This is a genomic window from Pseudomonas sp. Irchel s3h14 (assembly GCF_900187425.1).
Lineage (GTDB): Bacteria > Pseudomonadota > Gammaproteobacteria > Pseudomonadales > Pseudomonadaceae > Aquipseudomonas.
The window spans coordinates 410,036-432,063 of the sequence record NZ_FYDJ01000004.1 but is presented as its reverse complement, the minus strand read 5'-3'; the positions used below and the strand labels follow the sequence as shown (position 1 = coordinate 432,063).

25 protein-coding genes and 3 pseudogenes are annotated in these 22,028 nt (G+C 56.2%); 18 read left to right on the top strand and 10 right to left on the bottom strand.

Annotated elements, in window-relative coordinates; genetic code table 11:
- Positions 1–22 precede the first annotated feature (22 nt).
- A complete protein-coding gene (locus tag CKW16_RS11230) occupies positions 23–577 on the top strand; it encodes a YdeI/OmpD-associated family protein (RefSeq protein ID WP_095128472.1) in 555 nt (184 codons plus the stop codon).
- Between the two features lie 132 nt (positions 578–709).
- The gene (locus tag CKW16_RS11225) at positions 710–1,342 is read left to right on the top strand and encodes a hypothetical protein (RefSeq protein WP_218244059.1); all 633 of its coding nucleotides are present in this window, start codon (positions 710–712) and stop codon (positions 1,340–1,342) included.
- A gap of 298 nt (positions 1,343–1,640) precedes the next feature.
- Here the strand turns inward: CKW16_RS11225 and CKW16_RS32530 are convergent.
- Positions 1,641–1,925: pseudogene (locus tag CKW16_RS32530) on the bottom strand (hypothetical protein); the annotation flags it as partial.
- Between the two features lie 330 nt (positions 1,926–2,255).
- Between CKW16_RS32530 and CKW16_RS11215 the strand changes: the two are divergent.
- From CKW16_RS11215 to CKW16_RS11180, 8 genes are all read left to right on the top strand, one after another.
- Positions 2,256–2,651, top strand: coding sequence for a hypothetical protein (locus CKW16_RS11215; protein WP_095128470.1), 396 nt, complete (start codon positions 2,256–2,258; stop codon positions 2,649–2,651).
- A gap of 105 nt (positions 2,652–2,756) precedes the next feature.
- Positions 2,757–3,164, top strand: coding sequence for a hypothetical protein (locus CKW16_RS11210; protein WP_095128469.1), 408 nt, complete (start codon positions 2,757–2,759; stop codon positions 3,162–3,164).
- Positions 3,165–3,329: 165 nt separating this feature from the next.
- Positions 3,330–3,566, top strand: a complete 237-nt coding sequence (locus CKW16_RS11205; RefSeq protein WP_095128468.1) for a DUF2933 domain-containing protein — start codon at positions 3,330–3,332, stop codon at positions 3,564–3,566.
- Positions 3,563–4,249 (top strand): isoprenylcysteine carboxylmethyltransferase family protein, encoded by a 687-nt coding sequence (locus CKW16_RS11200; RefSeq protein WP_095128467.1) that lies wholly within the window; start codon positions 3,563–3,565, stop codon positions 4,247–4,249. Before CKW16_RS11205 ends, CKW16_RS11200 begins: the two co-directional genes overlap by 4 nt.
- A complete protein-coding gene (locus CKW16_RS11195; RefSeq protein ID WP_095128466.1) occupies positions 4,246–4,515 on the top strand; it encodes a DUF5676 family membrane protein in 270 nt (89 codons plus the stop codon). Before CKW16_RS11200 ends, CKW16_RS11195 begins: the two co-directional genes overlap by 4 nt.
- Positions 4,516–4,540: 25 nt before the next feature.
- Positions 4,541–6,724 (top strand): heavy metal translocating P-type ATPase, encoded by a 2,184-nt coding sequence (locus CKW16_RS11190; RefSeq protein WP_095128465.1) that lies wholly within the window; start codon positions 4,541–4,543, stop codon positions 6,722–6,724.
- Complete coding sequence (locus CKW16_RS11185) at positions 6,721–6,939, top strand: hypothetical protein (protein WP_038610891.1); 219 nt, start codon at positions 6,721–6,723, stop codon at positions 6,937–6,939. Before CKW16_RS11190 ends, CKW16_RS11185 begins: the two co-directional genes overlap by 4 nt.
- Positions 6,940–7,092: 153 nt before the next feature.
- On the top strand, positions 7,093–7,422 hold the full coding sequence (locus CKW16_RS11180; RefSeq protein ID WP_371918018.1) for a DUF2933 domain-containing protein: 330 nt from the start codon (positions 7,093–7,095) through the stop codon (positions 7,420–7,422).
- 126 nt (positions 7,423–7,548) lie between these two features.
- Here the strand turns inward: CKW16_RS11180 and CKW16_RS11175 are convergent.
- From CKW16_RS11175 to CKW16_RS11145, 7 genes and pseudogenes are all read right to left on the bottom strand, one after another.
- Positions 7,549–8,139 (bottom strand): annotated as a pseudogene (locus CKW16_RS11175) (IS66 family transposase); the annotation flags it as partial.
- 116 nt (positions 8,140–8,255) lie between these two features.
- A complete protein-coding gene (locus CKW16_RS11170) occupies positions 8,256–9,254 on the bottom strand; it encodes a tyrosine-type recombinase/integrase (protein WP_095128463.1) in 999 nt (332 codons plus the stop codon).
- On the bottom strand, positions 9,247–10,191 hold the full coding sequence (locus CKW16_RS11165) for a tyrosine-type recombinase/integrase (protein WP_095128462.1): 945 nt from the start codon (positions 10,189–10,191) through the stop codon (positions 9,247–9,249). The genes CKW16_RS11170 and CKW16_RS11165 overlap by 8 nt, the downstream gene beginning before the upstream one ends.
- The gene (locus tag CKW16_RS11160; protein ID WP_095128461.1) at positions 10,188–11,414 is read right to left on the bottom strand and encodes a tyrosine-type recombinase/integrase; all 1,227 of its coding nucleotides are present in this window, start codon (positions 11,412–11,414) and stop codon (positions 10,188–10,190) included. Before CKW16_RS11160 ends, CKW16_RS11165 begins: the two co-directional genes overlap by 4 nt.
- Before the next feature lie 113 nt (positions 11,415–11,527).
- Positions 11,528–12,523 (bottom strand): annotated as a pseudogene (locus CKW16_RS11155) (IS66 family transposase); the annotation flags it as partial.
- Positions 12,524–12,584: 61 nt separating this feature from the next.
- Entirely contained in the window at positions 12,585–12,920 is a 336-nt protein-coding gene (tnpB, locus tag CKW16_RS32525) for an IS66 family insertion sequence element accessory protein TnpB (RefSeq protein ID WP_095128460.1), read from the bottom strand.
- Positions 12,917–13,249, bottom strand: a complete 333-nt coding sequence (locus CKW16_RS11145; protein WP_256580472.1) for a transposase — start codon at positions 13,247–13,249, stop codon at positions 12,917–12,919. The genes tnpB and CKW16_RS11145 overlap by 4 nt, the downstream gene beginning before the upstream one ends.
- A 402-nt stretch (positions 13,250–13,651) precedes the next feature.
- Here CKW16_RS11145 and CKW16_RS11135 point away from each other — a divergent pair, with 402 nt between their 5' ends.
- Positions 13,652–13,870: a hypothetical protein gene (locus CKW16_RS11135; protein ID WP_095128458.1), complete on the top strand. Its 219-nt coding sequence runs from the start codon at positions 13,652–13,654 to the stop codon at positions 13,868–13,870.
- A 116-nt stretch (positions 13,871–13,986) separates the two neighbouring features.
- Here CKW16_RS11135 and CKW16_RS11130 read toward each other — a convergent pair whose 3' ends face one another.
- Positions 13,987–14,607: a tyrosine-type recombinase/integrase gene (locus CKW16_RS11130; protein ID WP_095128457.1), complete on the bottom strand. Its 621-nt coding sequence runs from the start codon at positions 14,605–14,607 to the stop codon at positions 13,987–13,989.
- 278 nt (positions 14,608–14,885) lie between these two features.
- Positions 14,886–15,428, bottom strand: coding sequence for a cytochrome b (locus CKW16_RS11125; protein WP_095128456.1), 543 nt, complete (start codon positions 15,426–15,428; stop codon positions 14,886–14,888).
- Between the two features lie 198 nt (positions 15,429–15,626).
- Here CKW16_RS11125 and CKW16_RS11120 point away from each other — a divergent pair, with 198 nt between their 5' ends.
- The 7 genes from CKW16_RS11120 to CKW16_RS11090 are packed head-to-tail and all read left to right on the top strand — an operon-like array spanning position 15,627 to position 21,921.
- The gene (locus tag CKW16_RS11120; RefSeq protein WP_095128455.1) at positions 15,627–16,304 is read left to right on the top strand and encodes a thermostable hemolysin; all 678 of its coding nucleotides are present in this window, start codon (positions 15,627–15,629) and stop codon (positions 16,302–16,304) included.
- A complete protein-coding gene (locus CKW16_RS11115; RefSeq protein ID WP_095128454.1) occupies positions 16,294–17,775 on the top strand; it encodes an AMP-binding protein in 1,482 nt (493 codons plus the stop codon). The genes CKW16_RS11120 and CKW16_RS11115 overlap by 11 nt, the downstream gene beginning before the upstream one ends.
- On the top strand, positions 17,772–18,446 hold the full coding sequence (locus CKW16_RS11110) for a TenA family transcriptional regulator (RefSeq protein ID WP_095128453.1): 675 nt from the start codon (positions 17,772–17,774) through the stop codon (positions 18,444–18,446). Before CKW16_RS11115 ends, CKW16_RS11110 begins: the two co-directional genes overlap by 4 nt.
- Positions 18,433–19,242, top strand: a complete 810-nt coding sequence (locus tag CKW16_RS11105) for an SDR family oxidoreductase (RefSeq protein ID WP_095128452.1) — start codon at positions 18,433–18,435, stop codon at positions 19,240–19,242. The genes CKW16_RS11110 and CKW16_RS11105 overlap by 14 nt, the downstream gene beginning before the upstream one ends.
- Entirely contained in the window at positions 19,239–19,883 is a 645-nt protein-coding gene (locus tag CKW16_RS11100) for a tetratricopeptide repeat protein (protein WP_095128451.1), read from the top strand. Before CKW16_RS11105 ends, CKW16_RS11100 begins: the two co-directional genes overlap by 4 nt.
- Before the next feature lie 11 nt (positions 19,884–19,894).
- Positions 19,895–20,557, top strand: coding sequence for a response regulator (locus CKW16_RS11095; protein WP_095128450.1), 663 nt, complete (start codon positions 19,895–19,897; stop codon positions 20,555–20,557).
- Positions 20,554–21,921 (top strand): ATP-binding protein, encoded by a 1,368-nt coding sequence (locus tag CKW16_RS11090; protein ID WP_095128449.1) that lies wholly within the window; start codon positions 20,554–20,556, stop codon positions 21,919–21,921. Before CKW16_RS11095 ends, CKW16_RS11090 begins: the two co-directional genes overlap by 4 nt.
- Positions 21,922–22,028 lie beyond the last annotated feature (107 nt).

Sequence of the window (22,028 nt, the reverse complement as noted above, 5' to 3'; positions counted from 1 at the left end):
CGTATAAGTTGGAGGAGTTGCAATGACAACAATCGATGTGAAATCCCGATTCGAAGCAAAGCTTCTTCGTCCGGCAAAGCCTGGTAATGATACATCGTGGGCGTTCGTAGTACTGCCAAGAGACGCGAGTGAACAGCTTCCGAGGCGAGGAAGGACGACAGTTGAAGGCACAATCAATGGGCACCATTTCCAGGCAACCCTTGAGCCGGATGGTCAGCTGAGCCATTGGCTGCAGGTAAGTAGAGAATTACGCGAAGCCGCAGGCGCGGCCGTTGGGGATATCGTTACGCTAGAGCTAACCCCTGTGAAGAAGGAACCCGAGCCTGACATCCCACCAGATTTTCAGGAGGCACTGGCAGCCACTCCTGAGGCTCGTAAAGTTTGGAACAATACGACGACCATCGCACGAGTAGACTGGATACACTGGATTACTTCAGCCAAGCAACTTAAGACGCGCGCAAAACGAATTGGTGATGCCTGCGATATGCTTGCATCCGGCAAGAAGCAGGTTTGCTGTTTCGATCAGTCTGGCTACTACAGTAAGGCCTTCCGTGCGCCCGAGGCCAAAAATTTTTAAATGGAACATTCCGTTGAATACGCCTAACAAGGCGCTCAACACCGCTCGCTTCGCTCACTGGACTCGCAAAAGCTACGCTTTTGCTCGCCTGTTGGCTTAATCGTTAGGATGCACTCAATGGTCACGCGATCCATGGAAGAAGTACGTGCCGATTATATTTTCGCGATGGGACAAGAACTCGGTGCTAATTTCTACGAACTCTATAGAGAGCTCGTAGAGCTTCATGTTCTTTGGCAGCAGTATCGGCAGCTTTTCGGAGATACAACGGATACGGTTCAGCTGCTCAATAGAACGGCTGGTTTATTCTTTAAAATCGTGCAAGACGAGCTTTGGGATAGCGTACTCCTTGGCGTCTCACGAATGACGGACCCACCGGCCACAGGAAAAAACAAGAACCTAACCGTGCAGTCGCTTCCACCACTCATCACTGATTCCGCGCTAAGGACGGAGGCTCAGGATCTCTGCACTAAGGCAGTAGCGGCAGCAGAGTTTGCCCGCGAGCATCGCAACAAGCGTATAGCACATCAAGATCACAACTACCTCAGCAACCGAAACTCCAATCCTCTTAGCGGCATCAGCAGAGCCGCAGTCGAGAATATGCTCGCAGTACTAAGAGACGTCCTGAATCTCCTCGACAATCACTTCCGAGACAACACTGTCCTGTATGAGGACTTCGTCGATGATAGTGGGGCTAGGCTGCTAGTTCACAAGCTAAGTAGCCTAGAGCGGCTTCAGGGTACCAGCGCCACAGAAAGTGCCCCCTGACAATGCGTTCAAATCGTTCGCTTCGTTCACCCGGACCGGCTAAAGCCGGCCCTTTAGCTTAATCGTTATGAATGTCTGCAAAGGGTCGGTTTTTGCCTGTCGCCACCCTCAGATATGTGGCTTGGGGTTGGCGACCAGTTAAATATTGAGAGTTGGATGGAGTGATGGTGTTAAATCCAGTCCGGGATACGACTAACGCCCCTAATATTTGAGGCTTCAATCGACACGAACCTGTTGGGTGACCCACGGTAAGTGAATGCGGCTTAATGCCCTGCGGGCGAAAAGTGAGTGTACCCACTTACATCGACTTAACCGAGACTACTTCCACAAACCTGAATTTTTTTCTGGCCGTCCTAGTAGCTTCTTGTTCTGCAACTAGGGAGCTCAGCGTATCGGCCTCATGCACCATCTCGTGCATCTCGCCTTCAAATTCGTTTCCCACACGGAGCGTAACTCTCAACCTAGGTGTGAAGCCTTTTGAGACTGCCTTTTTCTTCGCTGCCTTCACCGGTTGCACGATCACAACATCCGGGACTGTGTCCTGCACGTCTGAGTTAATTGCCGGCGCAGAAGGGTAAGCGTCTGGTCAATACATCTGGGCATTGCTCTCATCCCCGTGCTGGCGCAGCTGGGGAGCCTCCACAAGTGACCAGATTTCCTGGTCTTGACACCATCGTCAGCCTTAAGCTTATGTCAAGGTAAAGCACATCATTTCACACTAGACGACCTGCACTTGGCGCAGTTGTAGGGTATCGATGCCAATGCCGAACCCAGCCCATAACCAGGGACGACTCAAGGCGAGCCTTGACCTCGATCATCGAGTCATCCATTAGTTTGATTTTGATCAATCTCTCCATTGCTTTGCTAGCTAGACTGAAAATCAACACGACGTAATAAGTCGAGGTTGTACTTCATGTACTGGTTCCGCCGTAACCGCCGAAGCCTATTGCACCTTACCCTCGTGGTATGGGTGTTAGCTGTGGCCGTGATGGCAATCCAGGGGTGTTTGGTGCAACCGGATCACAATATAGCCGCGCCACACGATGCCGAGCAGTATGTGGTGGATGGTCATGCTCTCCACGCCAGTGGTTGCCTTCAGAACTGTGAGGACACCGCCACGGCGATAAAACCTGCATTGCAGACTCCTGCATTAGACCCCATCCATTGGGCCGCCCTTTTGCTGCTAACTGCGGCAGTAATAATATTGCTTAACCCCGAGGAGAAATCCTCCTTCGCCGCTCTTGCACTGAAACGCCCCGCACCGCCGGAAGGCCCAGTCCGCCTGATTTTCGTTCGTTCCAACGATTAACCCCTACTTCAGAGTGTCCGGGCACCGGTCGCTCTGTCTTATTGCGCGCGGCTTTTTCGCGACTCAACTATTTCTGCTTATCCCTCACATTCCCTGGAGTTCATCATGCAAACGCCTTTCAAATTCGTTCTAGCTGCCATCCTGGCTAGCAGTGCGTTCATAGCCTCTGCCGAGGATGCACACCACCCGGCCGACGCTCCAGGCGACTCAACCGAGAGCACAGCACCAGCGTCGGCGGCCATGACTAAAGCCATGACCGATCAAATTCAGAAAATGCAGTCTGCGCATGACAAAGCAGCGGCGGCTAAAACTCCCGCCGAGCGCCAGGCGGCCATGCAAGAAGGCATGAAAACGATGAAGGACAGCATGGCCATGATGAGCAAGGAGCAGAGCGCAATGGGTTGTATGGGCATGTCTGGAGCTAAGGAGGGCGGAGGCAAAGGGATGATGGACATGATGATGCAAATGATGGAACAGCAGTCGTCCATGATGGAAATGCCAATGAAAAAGTAAATGTGCAGTAGAGCTGATGCAAATTACAAAGCACTGGTGTTGGCTGGGTTAACGCAGACAGCGCCCTCTGATGTTTGTTGTTAAAGGCTCAACCCATGAGTATCCGGCATGGCGAGGTCGCTGACTGAGCCGGCGCTGATGACTCCTTGGCAGTAGGAGGTTGATATGGATCACGAACCACAAGCGGACAACAGTCAGAGTCGCGGAATGTTCTGGGCCATGGGCACTATTTACAGTTCCTTACAGCCAACTGAGCACACAACACACGTGGAGAGCGCCTTACCCTACCTGCAATTAGCAACCTGCCCACTTGTGCACCTGTTTATGCCCCACGACCACGGCGACCATCAGCAAAGGCACGAACAGCAAACACACCCGGCAAGTGAGGAGCACCAACCATGAACCATACTGAATCGGCCTACGGTCTCTGGTCGCTGGTCATCATCAACTCATTAGTGTTTATCTTGTTCGCCTTCAGCTTCACACGGCCTAAGACGAGCCGCGATTGGCGCTCCTTTGGCATGTTCTCGGCGTTTCTGGTGGCTCTGTTTACCGAAATGTACGGTTTCCCGCTGACCATCTACCTGTTGATGCCCTGGCTCACTCGTAACTTCCCTGGCATCGACTTCCTCTCGCACGACGCAGGGCATTTGCTCGAAACAGCTCTGGGCTGGAAGGTCAATCCGCACTGGGGACCATTCCACATTATCAGCAACCTGCTGATCGCTGGCGGCTTTTGGTTATTGGCGGCCGCGTGGCGCGTGCTCTACAAGGCCCAAGGTAGTGGGCAACTAGCGCTCGACGGGCCCTATGCTCGGATCCGTCACCCGCAGTACGTTGGCTTCGTGCTGATCATGTTTGGCTTTCTGTTGCAGTGGCCGACATTGATCACCCTGGTGATGTTTCCAATCCTCCTGTTCGTCTACGCCAAGCTGGCGAAGCGGGAAGAACGGGAGATGCTTGCGCACTTCGGCGATGCCTACCGCACTTACTGTGAACAGACTCCGGCATTCCTGCCCTGGTCGACCCCCCGCAGTCCCGACATCCCTACTGACGCGCCTCCCAGCTCAGGAAAACAATCATGAACGCTCCCTGGAAAACCGGAGTTTCTCTGGCCCTGACCATAGCCATTTCCTACACGGTCTGTGCGCTGCTCTATGCGCTATGGCCGGCGCAAGGTATCGCTTTTCTCAACGCCTTGTTCCATGGACTCGACTTCGGTCGTCTCCAAGCGCCGCAAGACTACGGTGTGACGACTTTCGTCGGGCCACTGCTGGTCTTGACCGTATGGGGCGCGATAGTCGGCACCTTGTTTGCCTGGCTGTCCGGCAAGCTCCGTGGCAAGTCTTGATAGCCGCTTAAGGCAGGAGACAGTGATGAACGAATCACACATGCAGCACAGCCAGCACCAGCCGGCGTTTGCATCAGGGAAAATGGCGAAAGATCCGATCTGCGGAATGATGGTCGATAAGAGCACAGCGTTGTCACGGGAACGTGGCGGGCGCAGCTATTACTTTTGCAGCGATACCTGTCTGCGCACCTTCGAGTCGCCAGAAAGAGAATTGAAGGCGATGAAAACCCGCGTGACTATCGCCCTCACAGGTGTACTGGCCTTGGCGCTTCTGCGTGCGGGCGCCTTCATCGCGCTGGCCGCCGGTGCCACGCTACTGACTTGGGTGCCGATCCCTGCGCTCCCTTGGTTCACCTGGGGTATATGGCTTTTCCTGTTGGTCACTCCGGTGCAGTTCATCGGTGGCTGGAGTTTCTACAAGGGGGCGTGGAACGCCATTCGCACCCGTAACATCAACATGGATTTCCTGATCGCCCTCGGCACGTCGGTTGCCTATTTCTACAGTGTCGCGGTGCTGTTCTTTCCGGACGTCCTGCCGGTGAAGGTGGCCGAACGCGACGTCTATTTCGAAGTGTCTGCGGTGATCATCGCCTTCGTACTGCTGGGTAGGTACATGGAGGAGATCATCAAGAAAAAGTCTTCGGCTGCGGTACGGCGCTTACTTGATCTCAAACCGGCGATCGCGCATGTGATTCGTGATGGGCAAGAGGTCGACTTGCCCGCTGAAAACGTCATGGCCGGCGAGTTCCTGGTAGTCAAGCCTGGCGAAAAAATCCCCACCGATGGCGATGTCAGTGAAGGTCAGTCAACGGTAGATGAGTCCATGCTGACGGGTGAGTCGATGCCGGTCGACAAACACCCGGGCAGTCCGGTGATCGGAGGTACGCTCAATGGCAGTGGGGTGATCACTTTCAAGGCGAGCAGGATTGGTGCCGATACCGCACTGGCGCAGATCATCAAGATGGTCGAGGAGGCACAGAGCAGCACCGCGCAGATCCAGCGGTTGGCCGATCAGGTCACTGGTTACTTTGTGCCAGCAGTGGTAACGGTCGCACTGCTGGCCCTGCTGGGCTGGTCTCTCGCGGGGAGCTTTCCGCAGGGGCTATTGGCCTTTATCGCGGTTTTGATCATTTCCTGCCCCTGCGCCCTGGGCGTGGCGACACCCGCCGCGTTAATGGTCGGTGTTGGCAAGGGTGCCGATAACGGCATCCTTATCCGCGGCGGCGAAGTTTTGGAGCGGGCAGAAAAACTGAGTACGGTGGTGTTCGACAAAACCGGCACGATTACCCGAGGAGAACCCAACGTAACCGATGTGATCCCGCTTGGTACAGCGTTGGAAAACGAGGTCTTGATGCTCGCCGCCGCCGTGGAGTCCGGTTCAGAACATCCGCTCGGCGCAGCTATAGTGCGCGCCGCCCGGCATCGCGGCATCAGCCTGCCGAAAGCGATCGGCATCAATGGAATCGCCGGTCACGGCATCGAAGGCAGTATCGTCAGTCGCAAAATCTGGCTGGGCAACCGGCGTTTATTCGCCCGCCAAGGCATTTCGACCGAGGCTGCCGAGGAGCACCTCATCGGTCTGGAAGCCGATGGCAAGACCGCTATGCTGGTCGGGGTCGACGACCGCTTGCTCGGGGTAATTGCTGTGGCCGATACCATAAAACCTGAAGCGGCTGAAGCCGTTGCGGCATTGCAGGCAAGCGGCATCAAGGTCGTGCTACTGAGCGGCGACAACCACCGTACTGCCGAAGCGGTCGCGCGGCAGGTCGGCATCGAGCGAGTGATTGCCGAGGTCTTGCCGGACGACAAGGCCGCAGTGATCCGTCAATTGCAAAGCGAAGGGCAGGTCGTGGCTATGGTTGGCGATGGTGTCAACGATGCGCCTGCCCTGGCCACCGCTGACATCGGCATCGCCATTGGCTCGGGTTCCGATGTAGCCAAGGAAACCGGCGGCATTATCCTGCTCAAGAACGACGTACGCGACGTGGTCACCGCGATCAAGCTGTCGCGCGCAACGATGGTCAAGATCAAACAAAACCTGTTCTGGGCATTCATCTACAACAGTATCGGCATTCCAATCGCGGCGTTCGGACTGCTTAATCCCATCATCGCTGCCGCCGCGATGGCACTCAGCTCCCTGTCGGTAATCGCCAATTCCGCGATGCTGAAACGTGCCCGTATCGGCTTGAGTCAGGAGCCTAAATCATGAACCGCGAAGTTTTAATTATCTGCCTCCTGGTGAGTGTTGTGGGCATCGCCACCGTGCTTTACCTGTTGGGGCTGACCGGAAAATCGTTTGTCATAGCAGCGATTTTCCTGCTGTGCCCGGTCTTGGTCGGGGTGCAACTTTTTCGCGGCGTCCGCCAATTTGATAAGGACATGGCCGAGGCTAATCGGCAACTGAAAAGGAAGAATCTGCCTTGATACTTTATGCGACTCACCACCCTAAATTTCCGACGCATTGGACACGTAAACCGATGCTCTGGCTCGCTATGCTCACACCTACGATAGCGCTTCAGTAAAATTGGAAGTGGCCTTGCGTCATGACCCTCCCTCCCGTTCCCTCCAAGGAGTGCCATCATGAATCAACATAACTTGCCCCAGCACCGCGCAAGGGGCACCAACTGGTACTTTTTAGGCTTCCTAGCCATCGCCGGTTATTTCCTGTTCACCGAGCACAGGGCTCACGTCCTTCCATATCTGCCATTCCTGCTACTACTGGCCTGTCCACTAATGCACTTTTTCATGCACCGTGGGCATGGGCATGGGCATGGCGGACATGAACACGGTGAAAGTGGTGAACATGACAATTGCTGTGGCCATCAGCACACCAGCGCTCGCAATAGCCAAGAGGAGCACGATGGTCTACCCGATAATCAGACGAAATATCCCGATCGCCCTGCATGACGGATTCGTCGTATATGCGTAATGCCATGAAGCTAATCGATCTTCGGTTGGCTTATGGCCTGATTTTTTTGAAACGGCGCATGAGTAGAATCAGGGTAAGCGTCTGCCGAAGTCTCCCTGCTTAAGTTATGCAGTTACCCACTGATGCGGCAGCAATTGGCCTATCTCACTCGCCCGCTGTGTCGGCAGCCGAGTCAGTACATCCTTCAGATACGCATACGGATCATGCCCATTCATGCGCGCCGATTGGATCAAACTCATGATCGCCGCCGCGCGTTTTCCGCTGCGCAGTGATCCTGCGAAGAGCCAGTTCTTACGCCCTAACGCCCATGGTCGGATCTGGTTCTCGGCCCAATTGTTGTCAATGGGGACGGCCCCGTCATCTAGGTAGCGCGACAGCGCTGACCAGCGTTTCAGGCTGTAATCGAGTGCTTTGCTGATAGCCGAACCCTCGGGCACGAGGTCGCGCTGGGCGACCATCCAGGCATGCAGCATATTCATCACTGGTACGGCTTTTTCTTGCCGTATTCGGCGCCGTAAATCCGGCTCCAGGTCGCGGACTTCACTCTCGATTTCGTACAGCAATTGAATGTAGCGCAGGGCTTGCTCGGCGAGCTGGCTTTTGTTGGTGACGTGCAGTTCGAAGAACTTGCGCCGCGCATGGGCCATGCAGCCGACCTCGGTCACGCCGAGTTCAAAGCTGGCCTTGTAACCAGCATTATGTTTTGCAACTCATAATGGTGGTTATGTTGCGGCCTGAGTTATGTTGCGGGGGTAAGGGGCGCCGCCTCCCAATCGGGAGTCCGGCGCAAAAAGTGGCACATAAATTCATGCTACAACCCCCGCATGAACGCCATGAGAGATGCTGAATTCGGTCGCAGGCGCACAGCCTTAGGCACATTTGTCACGTCCAAACATGCAAGCGCCTTGGCCTTCATTTCGAGATCGACTTCCGCGTAGATGTGGGTTGTGTCCAAGGAGACATGCCCGAGCCAGGCCCGAATTGTATTGATATCGACCCCGGCTCTTAACAGGTGAACGGCGGTCGTGTGTCGAATAGTGTGCGGGCTGATGCGCCTATCTTGCATGGAATCAACCCGCTTGCCGGCTGCTCGTCCATACACCGACACAACGCGATACATGCCGAATCGAGTCATGGGATTCCCGGTACGACCTATGAATACGCGATCCTCTGTTCTGCGTTCGACGATGAGTGGCCGCAGCGCTGTAGCTGTTACTGCCCACAGGGGGCATACGCGCCATTTGTTTCCCTTACCCAGAATGCGCACGGAGGGTGAAGTCCCAAGTTGCAAATTACCAACGCTGAGGCAGGCAGCTTCGTCAGCGCGGGCGCCAGTGTTGTATAGAAAAAGCAAAATCGCATAGTCCCGTGCACCCTGGCTCGTAGCTCGATTAGGTGCCCGGAGCAGAGCCTCCACTTCTGGCTTGTCGAGATAGTGGATGACTGCCTGGGTAGTTTTTTTGAACGGGATAGAACGGATCTCTGAGCACCACGCCAAATGCTCTGGCGATCGCATAGCGATGAAACGCCCTAATGAATGAATCGCGCAGAGCCGCTGGTTGCGCGTGACAATGCCACAACCGCGCTCGTGTTCGACGTGTTCAAGGAATGCGCGCACGATGGCGGGCGATATGTCGAGCACCGACAAATGGTCGATTGCCACCGAGGCTTTTCGACTGACAAATGGAAGCAGGAGGGTCAGCGTGTCGCGGTAACTGATCTGAGTGTTGTGGGAAAGGTTGCGCTCGGCGACCAGATACTCCAACAAGAAGCGACGTACCCATGCCCCGAGGCGATTGCGGTCAATCATGATCAATCTCCTGGCCTGAATAAATGGCAAATCGGCGACTAGCTTCGTGCAACAGTTCGGGAGTCATGTGCAAATAGCGCTGAGTCGACCTTATGTCGACGTGCCCCAGATACGTTGCCAATTGCGGCAATAGCCGCTGTACATCCTTGCCGGTGCGATACCATCCCAGTACACGATGTACGGCGGCTGTATGCCGCAGATCATGGAGGCGCGGAGGCCGTAGCTCGCCTGTTGGGCGAGCAATGCCTGCCGCCAAACGAACGCGTTGGAACAGAGTTATGACGTATTGGTAGTTCAGGCGATGGCCAGTACGAGTGCACAGCAGGGCAGAGTCTTGGCCTAGTGGAAGTGCTAGCGCGCAACGTTGTCGTAGATAGACTCGCAGTTTCGATGCCAGCCTGGGCCCAATCGGCACCAGCCTTGTCTTATAAAACTTTGTGTCACGAACGGTGATGATTCGCTGCTCGAGGTCGACGTCACAGAGGTTTAGTCTGATCGCCTCGCCGACGCGCAACCCAGCACCGTAAAGGATCAGCAGGAGGGTTCTGTATGTCGCAGCTTGAAGGCGACTGAGCGAGGTACTCAGTATGACGGTGGCATCTAACAGGTGCTGTATTTCTGCGGTGGCATAGACATAGGGCGTCTGTGCCGGTGGAAGCTGTGGTGGTCGTTCCGGCAGGGGCGAGATCGTTGCGTGGCCACGTGCGATTGCGAAGCGATAAAAGCTAACAAGTAATCCTCGCTTCGTCTTCCACGTAGCGCTTAGCTCACCGTGCCCGTGCAGAAATGCGGCTACTGCCTCTGGAGTAACTTCGGGGAGCGGTAGGTTTCCAGTCTCACGTGCAAACTGACGCAGCACTCTGGCACTGCTATTCAGGCCCACGCCTTGGGCACGACGGACAGCCACGTAGGCATTGACTACGTCCAAGGTTCTCATAGCAGGTCTCCCAGGTCGAAGTCACCGACTTCACGTAACGAGACCAGATCCACCTTGGTGTACGTCATTGTCGCCGATGTGCTGCGGTGGCCAAGGTGGTCGCCAATCTCCTTGAGACTCAGCCCATTGGCGAGCAGCCTGGCCGCGCATGCATGTCGAAGCGCGTGCGGCCCCAAATGTGCAGCTTGTATGTTGAGCAGGCGCAATCTGCCGCTGACGATGTTGTATAGCCCAGCAGCGGAGATGGGGATTCGCGGCGCCCGAGTTCGGATGAATATCTCAGGGTGCAGTACCTTCGGACGCACTGTGTCGACGTATTGCGCTAATGCCTCAGCCACTGTGGAGACCAATGGGTAAACCTGCGGCTGACGGCGCTTCAATCGCCAAATACGCAATTGGCCAGCAGCCCAGTCGATCTGATCCAACCGGAGTGCGGCAACTTCTCCTCGGCGCAAACCGTAGATGGCGAGAAGCATCAGGATGGCTCGGTCGCGCACATCGAGTTCAGAACTTGAATTTGTAGTTGCGAGTACTCGCTGAACATCCTCCCAGCTCAGCGCATAGGGAAGTGACTCCAGGGCGTAATGTCGCGGGGAGCGGATCGAGTCGGCCAATGTACTGCTGCATGTTCCCTGCGTTGCCGCGTAGCGCAGGAATACCCGCAACATTGTTGCGACGTGCCCTGCCGAAATTCGCGACCACCGTTGCGCACCGTAGGTGATGAAGTAGGCATCAATATCCTCGGGGCTAAGCGTCGAAAATCGGCGGCCTGTGTTGAAGCTCCAGCGCAAAAAGGTTGCCGCTCGACTGCGCCATTGACTGATGGTACATGGTGTCAAACCGCGTTCATCCCGCATCCACGAGACGAAAAGCTCAAGATTCTCCTCGAATGGAATTGGCTCCGCCGTTGGCTCTTGCCACCAGCCTAGGAACTTAAACCAAGGTCTTGCGGTGTTTATCAACGTCGTAGCAGTTGCAGGAGAATTGGCCGGCAATGGCCCTTCGTGAATGATCTGGCGCAGCCGTGACGAATTGATTGCATTGAGGTCGCTTGGCTGCACCCGCTCGGCGATCCAAAGCAAGCAGCACGCCTTCAAGTAAAGGGAGGCATGCGTACAGCCCTGCTCAGCACAGTGCTGTAGATATCGCTCGCGTTCAGCGGCCAGCGATCCCGCACGATGGCGTTTACAGGCAGCGTTTGAAGAATAGATATTCTCGAACATGGCAGACACTCCAGGGGATGAAGGTCTACCAAGGCGCTGCAATTTATGTTGCGTCAATCGCCTATCGACAACAGAGAAACTGCCTATTCGCTCGGTCGGGATCACATAACTCAGGCCGCAACATAACCACCAAAATCATCACAGACCAGCTTGCCCTTCCAGTCTTGCAGGAAGTTGCGAGCATGCTCACCTGCTCGGCTAGAGCTGAAGTCATAAACGACAGCCGCTGTTTCGCAGAACTGGCTGGTGGCGTAGGCCCAAACATAGGAACGGTGTGTTTTCTTCGAGCCCGGAGCGAGCATCTGCACGGGTGTTTCATCGGCGTGGATGACCTGGCGCCCTAGCACTACGTCACGCAGCGCATCGACCAGAGGCTGTAACTGCACACCTGTCACACCAACCCATTGAGCCAACGTCGAACGTGGAATCGCCAAGCCCGCTCGACCGAAAATCGTTTCCTGACGGTAAAGAGGCAGATGGTCAGCAAACTTCGCGATCATGACGTGGGCAAGTAGTCCGGCGGTCGGGATGCCCTTGTCGATGACCTGTGCCGGAACGGGTGCCTGTATCAGCGTTTCGCAGTCATCGCATACCCACTTGCCACGGACATGGCGCTCGACGGTAAATACGCCGGGCGTGTAGTCCAGCTTCTCGCTGACGTCCTCACCGATGCGCTTGAGTGCACAGCCGCATTGGCAGTGGGTGTTGTCCGGTTCGTGATGGATCAACGTGCGTGGAAACTCTGGCGGCAACGCCGTGCGCTTGGGCTTTTGCTTTTTCTCGGCCTGCGCTGGTGCTGCTTGCAAGGCTTGAAGCTCAGCTTCAATTGCCGCGATATCGGTATCGATCAGGTAATCGAGCAAGCTGGCCTGCTGCGGATTCAACTGCTCGCTGCGCTTGGCAAACTTCAAGCGCTTGAGCTGCGCAATCTCGTGAGTCAGCTTCTCGATAACCGTTTGGTCGCGGTGGATCTTCTTGCCCATGGTCTCGACCGTCTTGCCCATCGTCTCGACTTGCTGGTCGAGTGTCTCGACACGCTGTATTAACTGCGCCGCTAAAGTGCGCAGTTGTTCAGGGGTAAGGTGATCGAGATTGGGGAGCGAAGTCATGGTGCCGATTTTGCCAAACCAGGTAATTCGCGGCGATAGACCGATAGGCTAATGGCAGCAGTTAAAGCAGTGTGATCATACCGCCGGAGCCCGCGCGCTGCCATGGCAGGCCCAACACCAAGGCCTGGAGTTGCTCGGTATCCAACTCTATTTCAGCGCCATGGTGAATGCTTGGCCAGTGGAACTTACCTTGGTTCAACCGGCGAGCAGCCAGCCAGATACCGAAGCCGTCATGCACCAGAACTTTCATACGAGTGGCGCGGCGGTTGGCGAACAGATAAGCACAGTGCGGCTTCGCCGCACCGAACACCGAGATCACTCTGGCCAACGCAGTCTCGGTGCCAGCTCGCATGTCCATCGGCTCGGTGGCGAGCCAGATGGAGTCGATGCGGATCATCGCAGCAGGTCTCGAAGAAAGGTCGCGCAGGCAGCAGCACTCTCGGTTGGCCAGTTCATTTTGACGGTGCCGCGCGGGTGCTGGATTTCAACGCAGATGTTCGATGATGCTGCGTGCGAATTTGCTACGGCCAGCTGCATGGGTAACGGAATGAATGCAGGTTGCAGCGCCGGGCTTCTCTGCGCTTGCACCCGAATCCATTTGTGCACGAGGTTTGCGTTGAGGCTATGGCTGAGCGCGATGCTGGCAATCGAAGCGCCGGGCTGGGCACGCTCTTGAATGACCTGGGCTTTGAAGGACTTAGAGTAGGAACGGCGTTGTGGCTGCATGAAATACCCGCTTAAAAGGCTAGAACTGGTGCCCACTTAAATTTAAGTGCACACCATGTCTTGGCTTTGCGGGGGTGAGTAGATGACTTGGCCGGACGGATACGCAGAAGGCTCAGAATCACCGAATAGCGCCCGGCGCATCTCATCTTCCATCAATTCAGTATTCATACCATTTCTCAGAAGGGTGTTATCTATAACCTGATCGATTCTATCAGGATGGCCGGACTCTGTAGTAAAGCGTCGTTGGGTCTGACCTGAAGTGACAAAGGGCCAGCAGAGCAGATACCGGCGAGCGTCAGCATTTGTCCATCTGCCGCCTATCATGGCGGGCAGCTGTCGGCCAGTCTCAGCCAAAGACGAGATGAGCTAGGCTTCCGGCATCATTCCTCAAGGACGACCGCCATGCCAGATTACTCAGACTGCAAGATCGCCACGGCGGACGCTCTGACATTGCTCCTCCACAACCAGCACGCCTTAAGTGCAGCTATAGAAGAAATAACCAAGTGGCTCTCAGAAAATGGGGTAGGAAGTGTTGCCGCTAATGCGATGTCGGCCATGGAAACGCTGGACACTAATGCTCAAGCCATCACAGATTCCATTTTGAGGATACGCCAGTCATAAATTACTCAGCGCAAGACTGCCCTCTGATTTGAATGCCCCCCGATTTTGTAGACACAATTGATTGGCGGCTATGGGACGGATAGCGACGGTCTAGCATCGACCGTCGCAGTGAATGGTCAGACTTCCGTCTGCTCCGCCATTTCCAAGGCATCATAGACCTCGATGCCCATGTATCTAACAGTGCTTTCAAGCTTCGTATGACCAAGCAGGAGTTGTACGGCTCTCAGGTTCTTCGTCCTGCGATAGATCAACGAGGCCTTAGTTCTCCGTAGCGTGTGGGTACCATACATGGTTGGGTCAAGGCCGATGGCTGTCACCCACGCTTTAACTATTCGAGCGTATTGCCTGGTGGAAAGATGGTCTGAGGCGTGCAACCGGCTCGGGAACAAGAAGTCCTCGCTGTGAAGACGCGCCTGATGCATCCAAGCCTCCAGAACCGTTCGGGTTTGCTCAGTGATTTCAAATTGCACTGGATGCTGAGTTTTCTGCTGCATCACGATAGCCCGTGACGACACATGCTCCCCATGGGCAATGTCTCGGACTCGCAACTTGGTTAAGTCACAGGCACTCAGCTTGCTATCGATGGCCAAGTTGAAGAGCGCCAAATCACGGGTCTTCTCAGCAAGCTGAAGTCTTACGCGGATGGCCCAGATATCTCTGACTCGGAGCGGGGCTTTCTGCCCGACAAGCTTTCCCTTGTTCCAAGGCTGAGGGCTGTATGTAGCAATAGTGTTCATGGCTTGTCCTCCACGTTGAGGGAGGACAAGGGTGGATCAGTCACAATGGGTGGTGGTCGCTAACCGACCCATAGCGGTCATCCGCCTCTGTGCGATAACGCCTTATTTTGAGTGGAAGTAGGCTTCCCCTGGTCTGGGTCAAGAGTGTCTAGAGGACCACTGAGAGAGCAGCTCTTTTTTCTGAAGCTTTGACGACGTACCGTTTATTCTTAAGTGACTACCAATTCCCACTGAAAAACCCTCGGACACACGCAGCCAGTATCTCAACGCAAGGGCTATCAACGCCTTGGCAGCATACGGGTTAAGGTGTTGTCGCCCACGTAGTAATGATGGAACAACCCCGCCGCCGCATGTACACCGATCAGCCAATAACCGGCGCTGCCGAGCAGTTCGTGCCAATACTTGAATTGCTTGGCCAAGTCAGGATCGACCGCCACCGGCGCTGGCAGGAAAAAACCGAAATAAGGCATCGGTTTACCTCCTGCTGCCAGCATCAGCCAGGCCAGTAATGGCGTGGCGATCATCAGTACATACAGCGCCAGATGCATCAAGTGAGAGGTGCCGGTCTGCCAGGCGGGCAACGTTGGCGTGATGTGCGGGCGTGGTGTCAGTCGTCCAAGCAGACGGACCCAGACCAGGGCAAAGATGCTAAGACCGAACAGCCCGTGTAAACCGAGAAACAAGCCTCTCAAAGTATCGCCGCGTGGCAACAGTCCCTTGATTTCGATGCAAAGGTATACGCCGACGAACAGCGCCAGCATTAGCCAGTGCAAAGTGATCGACAGCTTTCCGTAGCACTGAATTGTTTTATCGCGAGTCATTGTGGGCCTCATGCAGGTAATAGGCTGCCGACTTATTCGAACAGCCTGGGCCCAGTCATCGAGCCGACGGCCGTTACACTGCCCGCCAAGCCTTAAGGCAATCTGAAGACCACTTCGCCAAAACTTTTCTCACCTTCAGACTTCGTTAAGAAATGCGTTTGATACTTCTCCCCAATTGCTCCGGGGAGGTGTTTTTCAATGTCCGATTTCAACTGGAATGTTCAGTTGCCGCTGCATTTCGGCCAAGCCGAAACACCGCAGATGCATCTCGTCAGAGCACTGCCGGACGACCCGCAACGGTGCGCCTTCGAAACCTTTATCCAGCAACGTTTTCGCAAGGCCCACGGTGCCGACATTCGCCATTTCATGCCGGAGTTGTTTGGCATGAGCGATGCGCTCGGCGTGCTGTATGCGGTGGTGGGTGTACGTCTGGCAAGCGCCGGACCGCTGTTTCTTGAGGGTTATCTGGACGAAGCGATTGATCCGCTGATCAGTGCCGCCGCGGACTTGGCCATAGACCGTTCGGTTATCGTCGAGGTGGGTAATCTGGCGGCAAGCAGCACAGGAAGTGCACGACTGAGCATTATCGCGATGACTTACCTGCTGGCCATGGGCGGTCTAGAGTGGGTGGCCTTTACCGGAAACCTGGGGTTGGTAAACAGTTTTCATCGCTTGGGTTTGAAACCTGTGACGCTGTGTGCCGCCGACCCTGCGCGGCTGGGCGAGGACCGCCACGCCTGGGGCAGTTACTACGAAAGCAAGCCTTGGGTCCACGTTGGCAACATACGCGCCGGGTTCATTCATCTAAGCAACATTGGCCTGTTTAGCCGTTTGGGCTTGCCAACGTCCATGGAGGGGGCCTGCCATGTCGCCTGAAATGGAGCGTTTCAAACAGACCCTGCGCAACCATGCCGAGCGTAAAACCAATACCACTGCGTTATGGGACGATCAGCAAAAGCTGGACTACGCCACGCTGTATGCCGAAGTTGTTTATCGCCAGCAGCGCTTGCGCGATGAACACGTCAAAGTGATCGCATTGGCGCTGGGCAATGGCGTCGAAGCTATGCTCTGGGACATTGCGATATTGTGCGAAGGCCTGACCTGTGTGGCCTTGCCGCCTTTTTTCAGCCCGGCGCAACGTAAACATTGCCTGGAACAAAGCCAAGCCGAACGGGTGATCGCCGAGCCTTCATTGCAAGAGGAACTGCAAGCAGCCGGCTACCAGAAGAGCGGCGAGTTCTGGTGCCGCGCTTTTAGCGACCCGAGCCGCTTGCCTGAACGCACCGCCAAACTGACGTTCACCTCGGGCACTACAGGTACCCCAAAAGGTGTGTGCTTGAATGCCGACAGTATTCTGCGGGTCACCCGCGAACTGGACCTAGCCAGCAAAACCACCGATCCGCAACACCATCTGGCCCTGCTGCCGCTGGCCATTTTGCTGGAAAACATTGGTTGTTATGCGGCGTTGTACGCTGGCGCCACATTGAGTCTGCCAAGCCAGAAAACACTGGGCATTCAAGGCGCCAGTGGTGTGAGTGCGCCGCAACTGCTGGGATGCCTGGCCAGCCGATGCCCCCAAAGTCTGATCCTAGTGCCACAGTTGCTGCTAATGCTGGTCAGCGCTGCCGAGCAGAAAGCCTTTGATCCTCGGCCCCTGCGTTTTGCCGCCGTGGGTGGTGCCCGGGTTTCCGAAGATTTACTGCGGCGTGCTGAGCGTGTGGGCATTCCGATCTACGAAGGTTACGGTTTGTCGGAGTGTGCGTCGGTGGTGTGCCTCAATCGTCCGCAAGCACGGCGCCTCGGCAGTGTTGGACGGCCACTGTCCCATGTGGAGATTTGCCTGGCCGACGACGGCGAAGTGCTGATCAAGGGTTCGACCCTGCTGGGTTATCTGGGGGACGCGCCGAACACCACTGAGTGGTGGCCCAGCGGTGATCTCGGTGAATTCGACGCTGAAGGTTTTCTTTACATCAAGGGCCGCAAGAAGCATCAATTCGTCACCAGTTTCGGGCGCAACGTGAACCCCGAATGGGTCGAGGCCGAACTGACCCAGCGCCGCCATATCGCCCAGGCCTTCGTCTACGGCGAAGCCATGCCACGCAACCATGCGCTGCTCTGGCCCCATCACCCTGACTGCACTCATGAGCAACTGGCTGCCGCCGTGGCCCAGGCCAACGAGGCTTTGCCCGATTACGCCCAAGTCCATCACTGGACTCGTCTTAGCCAACCCTTCACCTCCACCAATGGCTTGCTGACAGCCAATGGTCGACCACGCCGAGATGCCATCGTCGAGCGCTACCGGGCGCAACTGACCGAATCGGCATTTTCCGAGGAATCCGCACCATGAGTTTTTTCGAAACGCTGCAAGAAGCCACTCAACAAGAACGCATGACGTTGTTCAACCTGCCGATTATCCGGGATGCGTTGGAGGGCAACGTCAGTCTGGAAAGCTACCGGGCATTTCTGACGCAGGCCTATTACCACGTGCGCCATACCGTGCCGTTGATGATGGCCTGCGGTGCGCGCCTGCCATTGCGCCTGGAATGGCTGCGTGAAGCGGTGTGCGAATACATCGAGGATGAATACGGTCATGAAAAATGGGTACTCAATGACATCGAGGCTTGCGGTGGCAATAGGGACGCCGTGTGCGACGGGCGCCCGTCCTTGCCTGTCGAATTGATGGTCAGTTTCCTTTACGACCTGATTGCCCGAGACAACCCGGTGGGACTGTTCGGCATGGTCAATGTGCTCGAAGGCACCAGCATCGCCCTGGCCACCCACGCCGCCAGCAGCATTCGCGAACGCCTGGACCTGCCGGAAAGCGCCTTCAGCTACCTCAGTTCCCACGGCTCTTTGGATATTGAGCACATGCAGACCTACCGGCGATTGATGAACACGCTGGACGATCCGGATGACCAAGCCGCCGTCATTCATGCTTCAAAAGTGGTTTACGCGCTGTACGCCGACATGTTCCGAGGCTTGCCGCGCGACGGGGAGAACCTGCATGCGCCTGTCTGAAGCTCGTGTCGTGTTGACCGGTGCCAGCGGTGGCATCGGTCTGGCCATCGCCACGGCCCTGTGCGCCAGTGGTGCACATGTGTTGGCAGTGGCTCGACATAGGGAACCGTTGGAGCCTTTGCTCAAGCGCTACCCAAAAAACGTGTGCTGGGTGGGCGCCGATCTGACCGTCCTCGCCGAGCGCCGGGAGGTGCTGGCAGAGGCCGAAAGCATGGGGCGCATTAACCTGCTAATCAATGCCGCCGGCGTTAATCATTTCGCCATGCTCGAACAACTGGATGACAACGAGATCAACGCGATGCTGGCGGTGAACATCAGCGCGCCGATCTGCCTGACCAAAATCCTGCTGCCGCTGCTCAAGCAGGCCGACAGCGCCATGGTGGTAAACGTCGGTTCGACGTATGGCTCCATTGGCTACGCCGGATACGCCAGTTATTGCGCCACCAAATTTGCCCTGCGCGGATTTTCCGAAGCCCTGCGCCGGGAGCTGGCAGACACGCGAGTCAGCGTGCTCTACGTCGCCCCGCGAGCCACCCACACCAGCATGAATAGCCCGGCAGCCCAGGCGCTGAACGATGCGCTCAAGGCCAACGTCGACGATCCGCAAACCGTGGCGACCGCTGTTATTCACGCCATTGCCGGTGGTCGTCGCGACTTGTACCTAGGATGGCCGGAACGTTTTTTCGTACGCCTCAATAGCCTGCTGCCACATCTGGTGGACCGAGGCCTGCGCAAGCAATTGCCGCTGATCCGCCGCCTGAGCCAGAAAACAGACCAGGAGAATCTCAAACCATGAAAAATATCATCGCTTGCCTGCTATTTGGAGCCTTGAGCCAGAGTGTCTGGGCGCTGGACACTGCCGATCAGCAGCGCCTGAACGGTATCCAGCAAAGCTGGGCGCATATTCAGTACGAATTGCCGGAGGGGCAGCGAACCGCCGCATTTGAAAAGCTGGCTGCACAAGCTTCAAGCTTCACCCAAGAGCGTCAAACGGTTGCTGAAGCGTGGATTTGGTCCGGCATCGTCACCAGCAGTTGGGCCGGTGCCCAGGGAGGACTGGGGGCGCTGAGCAAGGTCAAGGAGGCCAAGGCCGATCTGGAAAAAGCTCTGGCTATTGACCCCAAGGCGCTGCAAGGCTCGGCCTACACTAGCCTCGGCGCGCTGTATGACCGTGTACCGGGTTGGCCCATCGGTTTTGGCGACTCGGACAAGGCCGAGCAGTTACTCGAACTCGCCCTGCGTATGAACCCCAGTGGCATCGATAGCCTGTACTTCTGGGGCGATCACCTCTACCGTCAAAAGCGTTACGTTGAAGCCAAGGCTGCGCTACAAAAAGCACTGCTTGCGGCGCCTAGACCCGGACGCGAAACCGCCGATGCCGGTCGTCGTAAGGAGATCGAAGCACTGTTGGTGGACGTGAACAAGAAACTCAGTTGACAGGAGTCCGTGTGCGCTTATTACTGATAGAGGATGACGTGGCCCTCGGCGAAGGCATACATCAGGCCCTGGGTCGCGAAGGTTACACCGTCGACTGGTTGCAGGACGGCAGCAGCGCTTTGCATTCACTGCTCAGTGAAACCTTTGATCTGGCGGTGCTCGACCTTGGCCTGCCACGCATGGACGGTCTCGAAGTACTGCGGCGTTTGCGTGACAGTGGCTCCAATCTTCCGGTGCTGATCCTTACAGCGCGGGATGCCACCGAAGACCGCATTGCCGGGCTGGATGCCGGGGCCGATGATTACCTGATCAAACCTTTTGACCTGGCGGAATTGAAAGCCCGCATACGTGCGCTCCTGCGTAGAAGTGCCGGGCGCGCACAATCGTTGATCGAGCACGCGGGTATCAGCTTGAATCCCGGCACTCAGCAAGTCAGCTATAAGGGCCAGCCAGTGGCCCTGACGCCCAAGGAATACCAACTGCTCCACGAACTGCTTTCGCCACCCGGGCGGGTGATGACCCGCGATCATTTGATGCAACTGCTGTACGGCTGGAGCGAGGAAGCCGAAAGCAACACTCTGGAAGTACACATCCATCATTTGCGCAAGAAATTCTCCACTGACCTGATCCGCACCATCCGTGGTGTCGGTTATCTGGTGGAGGAGCGTGGATGACCTCGATCAGGCGGCGCACCCTGACGCTTATCATCGGCCTGATGCTGGCCGGTCTGGCCGTGATCAGCCTACTCAATCTGCACGACAGCAACCACGAAATCGCCGAAGTCTATGACGCACAACTGGCCCAGAACGCCCGCCTGCTACAAGGCGTCATGCGCATGCCCATGTCCGGCAAAGAACATGCTGATCTGTATCGGGCCTTCAATCAGGCCCTGAGCGAAGCGGAGCCAAGGGTCGACGGCCATCCCTACGAGACAAAGATTGCCTTTCAAGTCTGGAACCCCAAGAACGAAGTGCTGGTATACACGGCTAGCGCGCCGTCCTTCAATACACCGCCAAGAACGCCAGGCTTCAGTGATGTCGTCGACCTGAGCAATCGCCACTGGCGTGCCTTTCTGCTAGAAGACAAGCAAAACGGTTTGCGCATCTGGGTGGGGGAACGAGAAGACGTCCGTTCGGACCTGGTGGACCGGATTGTGCGCCATACATTGTGGCCCAATATTCTGGGAAGTTTGATGCTGGCCGCAATGATCTGGTTGGCTATCGGCTGGGGGTTGAAGCCTCTGGTCAATATGGCTGCGACATTACGGGCGAGGCATCCTGGCTCACTCGATCCCTTGCAGTTGACACCGCTACCCACTGAGCTTGAGCCCATGCAGGCAGCCCTCAACCGAATGCTCGCACAGATTCAGGAGGTGATGGGGCGTGAGCGACGATTTATCGCTGACGCCGCCCACGAGATGCGCACACCACTCGCCGTGCTCAGGGTGCACGCCCAAAATCTTATGGACGCGGGGAGTGAAGATGATCGTCGCGCCTCACTTGAACACCTCATCGCCGGCGTGGACCGTACCAGTCGGCTGGTTAACCAATTGCTCACGATGGCCCGCATCGAACCTCAAGCAGGAACTCAAACGCCTGCACCGATTGATCTGGCAGCCACCGTTCGCGACAGCCTGGGTCAGTTAACTCCCTGGTTGTTGAGCAAGGATCTCGAACTGGTCTTCGATGTCACCGCCGACATCAGCCCTGTGAGAGTAGACCCCGCTGCCATTGATATTGCCTTGAACAACCTGGTAACCAATGCGGCGAATTTCTCCCCGCTGCATGGAGTGATCACTGTAAGGTTGAGCAAAAAAGACAATCGCTACGAACTATCCGTCGAAGACGAGGGGCCGGGAATCAACGAGGAGGATCGCGAGCGGCTTTTCGAGCGTTTTTACAGTCGCGGAAACGACCAGGGCGCAGGATTGGGGCTGACCATCGTTCAGGCCATTGCGGATCGTTTGGGTGGTCAAGTCAGGTTAGAGAATCGGATCCCTGTAGGGTTGTGCGCAACGTTAGAGATTTGTCGTTTATGACCCGGCCATTCATGTTTTGATCGACCGCTTTTGGCCGTTTTCTGCCTCTCACCACGGGCAGAAAACGGCCAATAGCTGACCTTGCGGGTCCGCTGACAGAGGGCCAC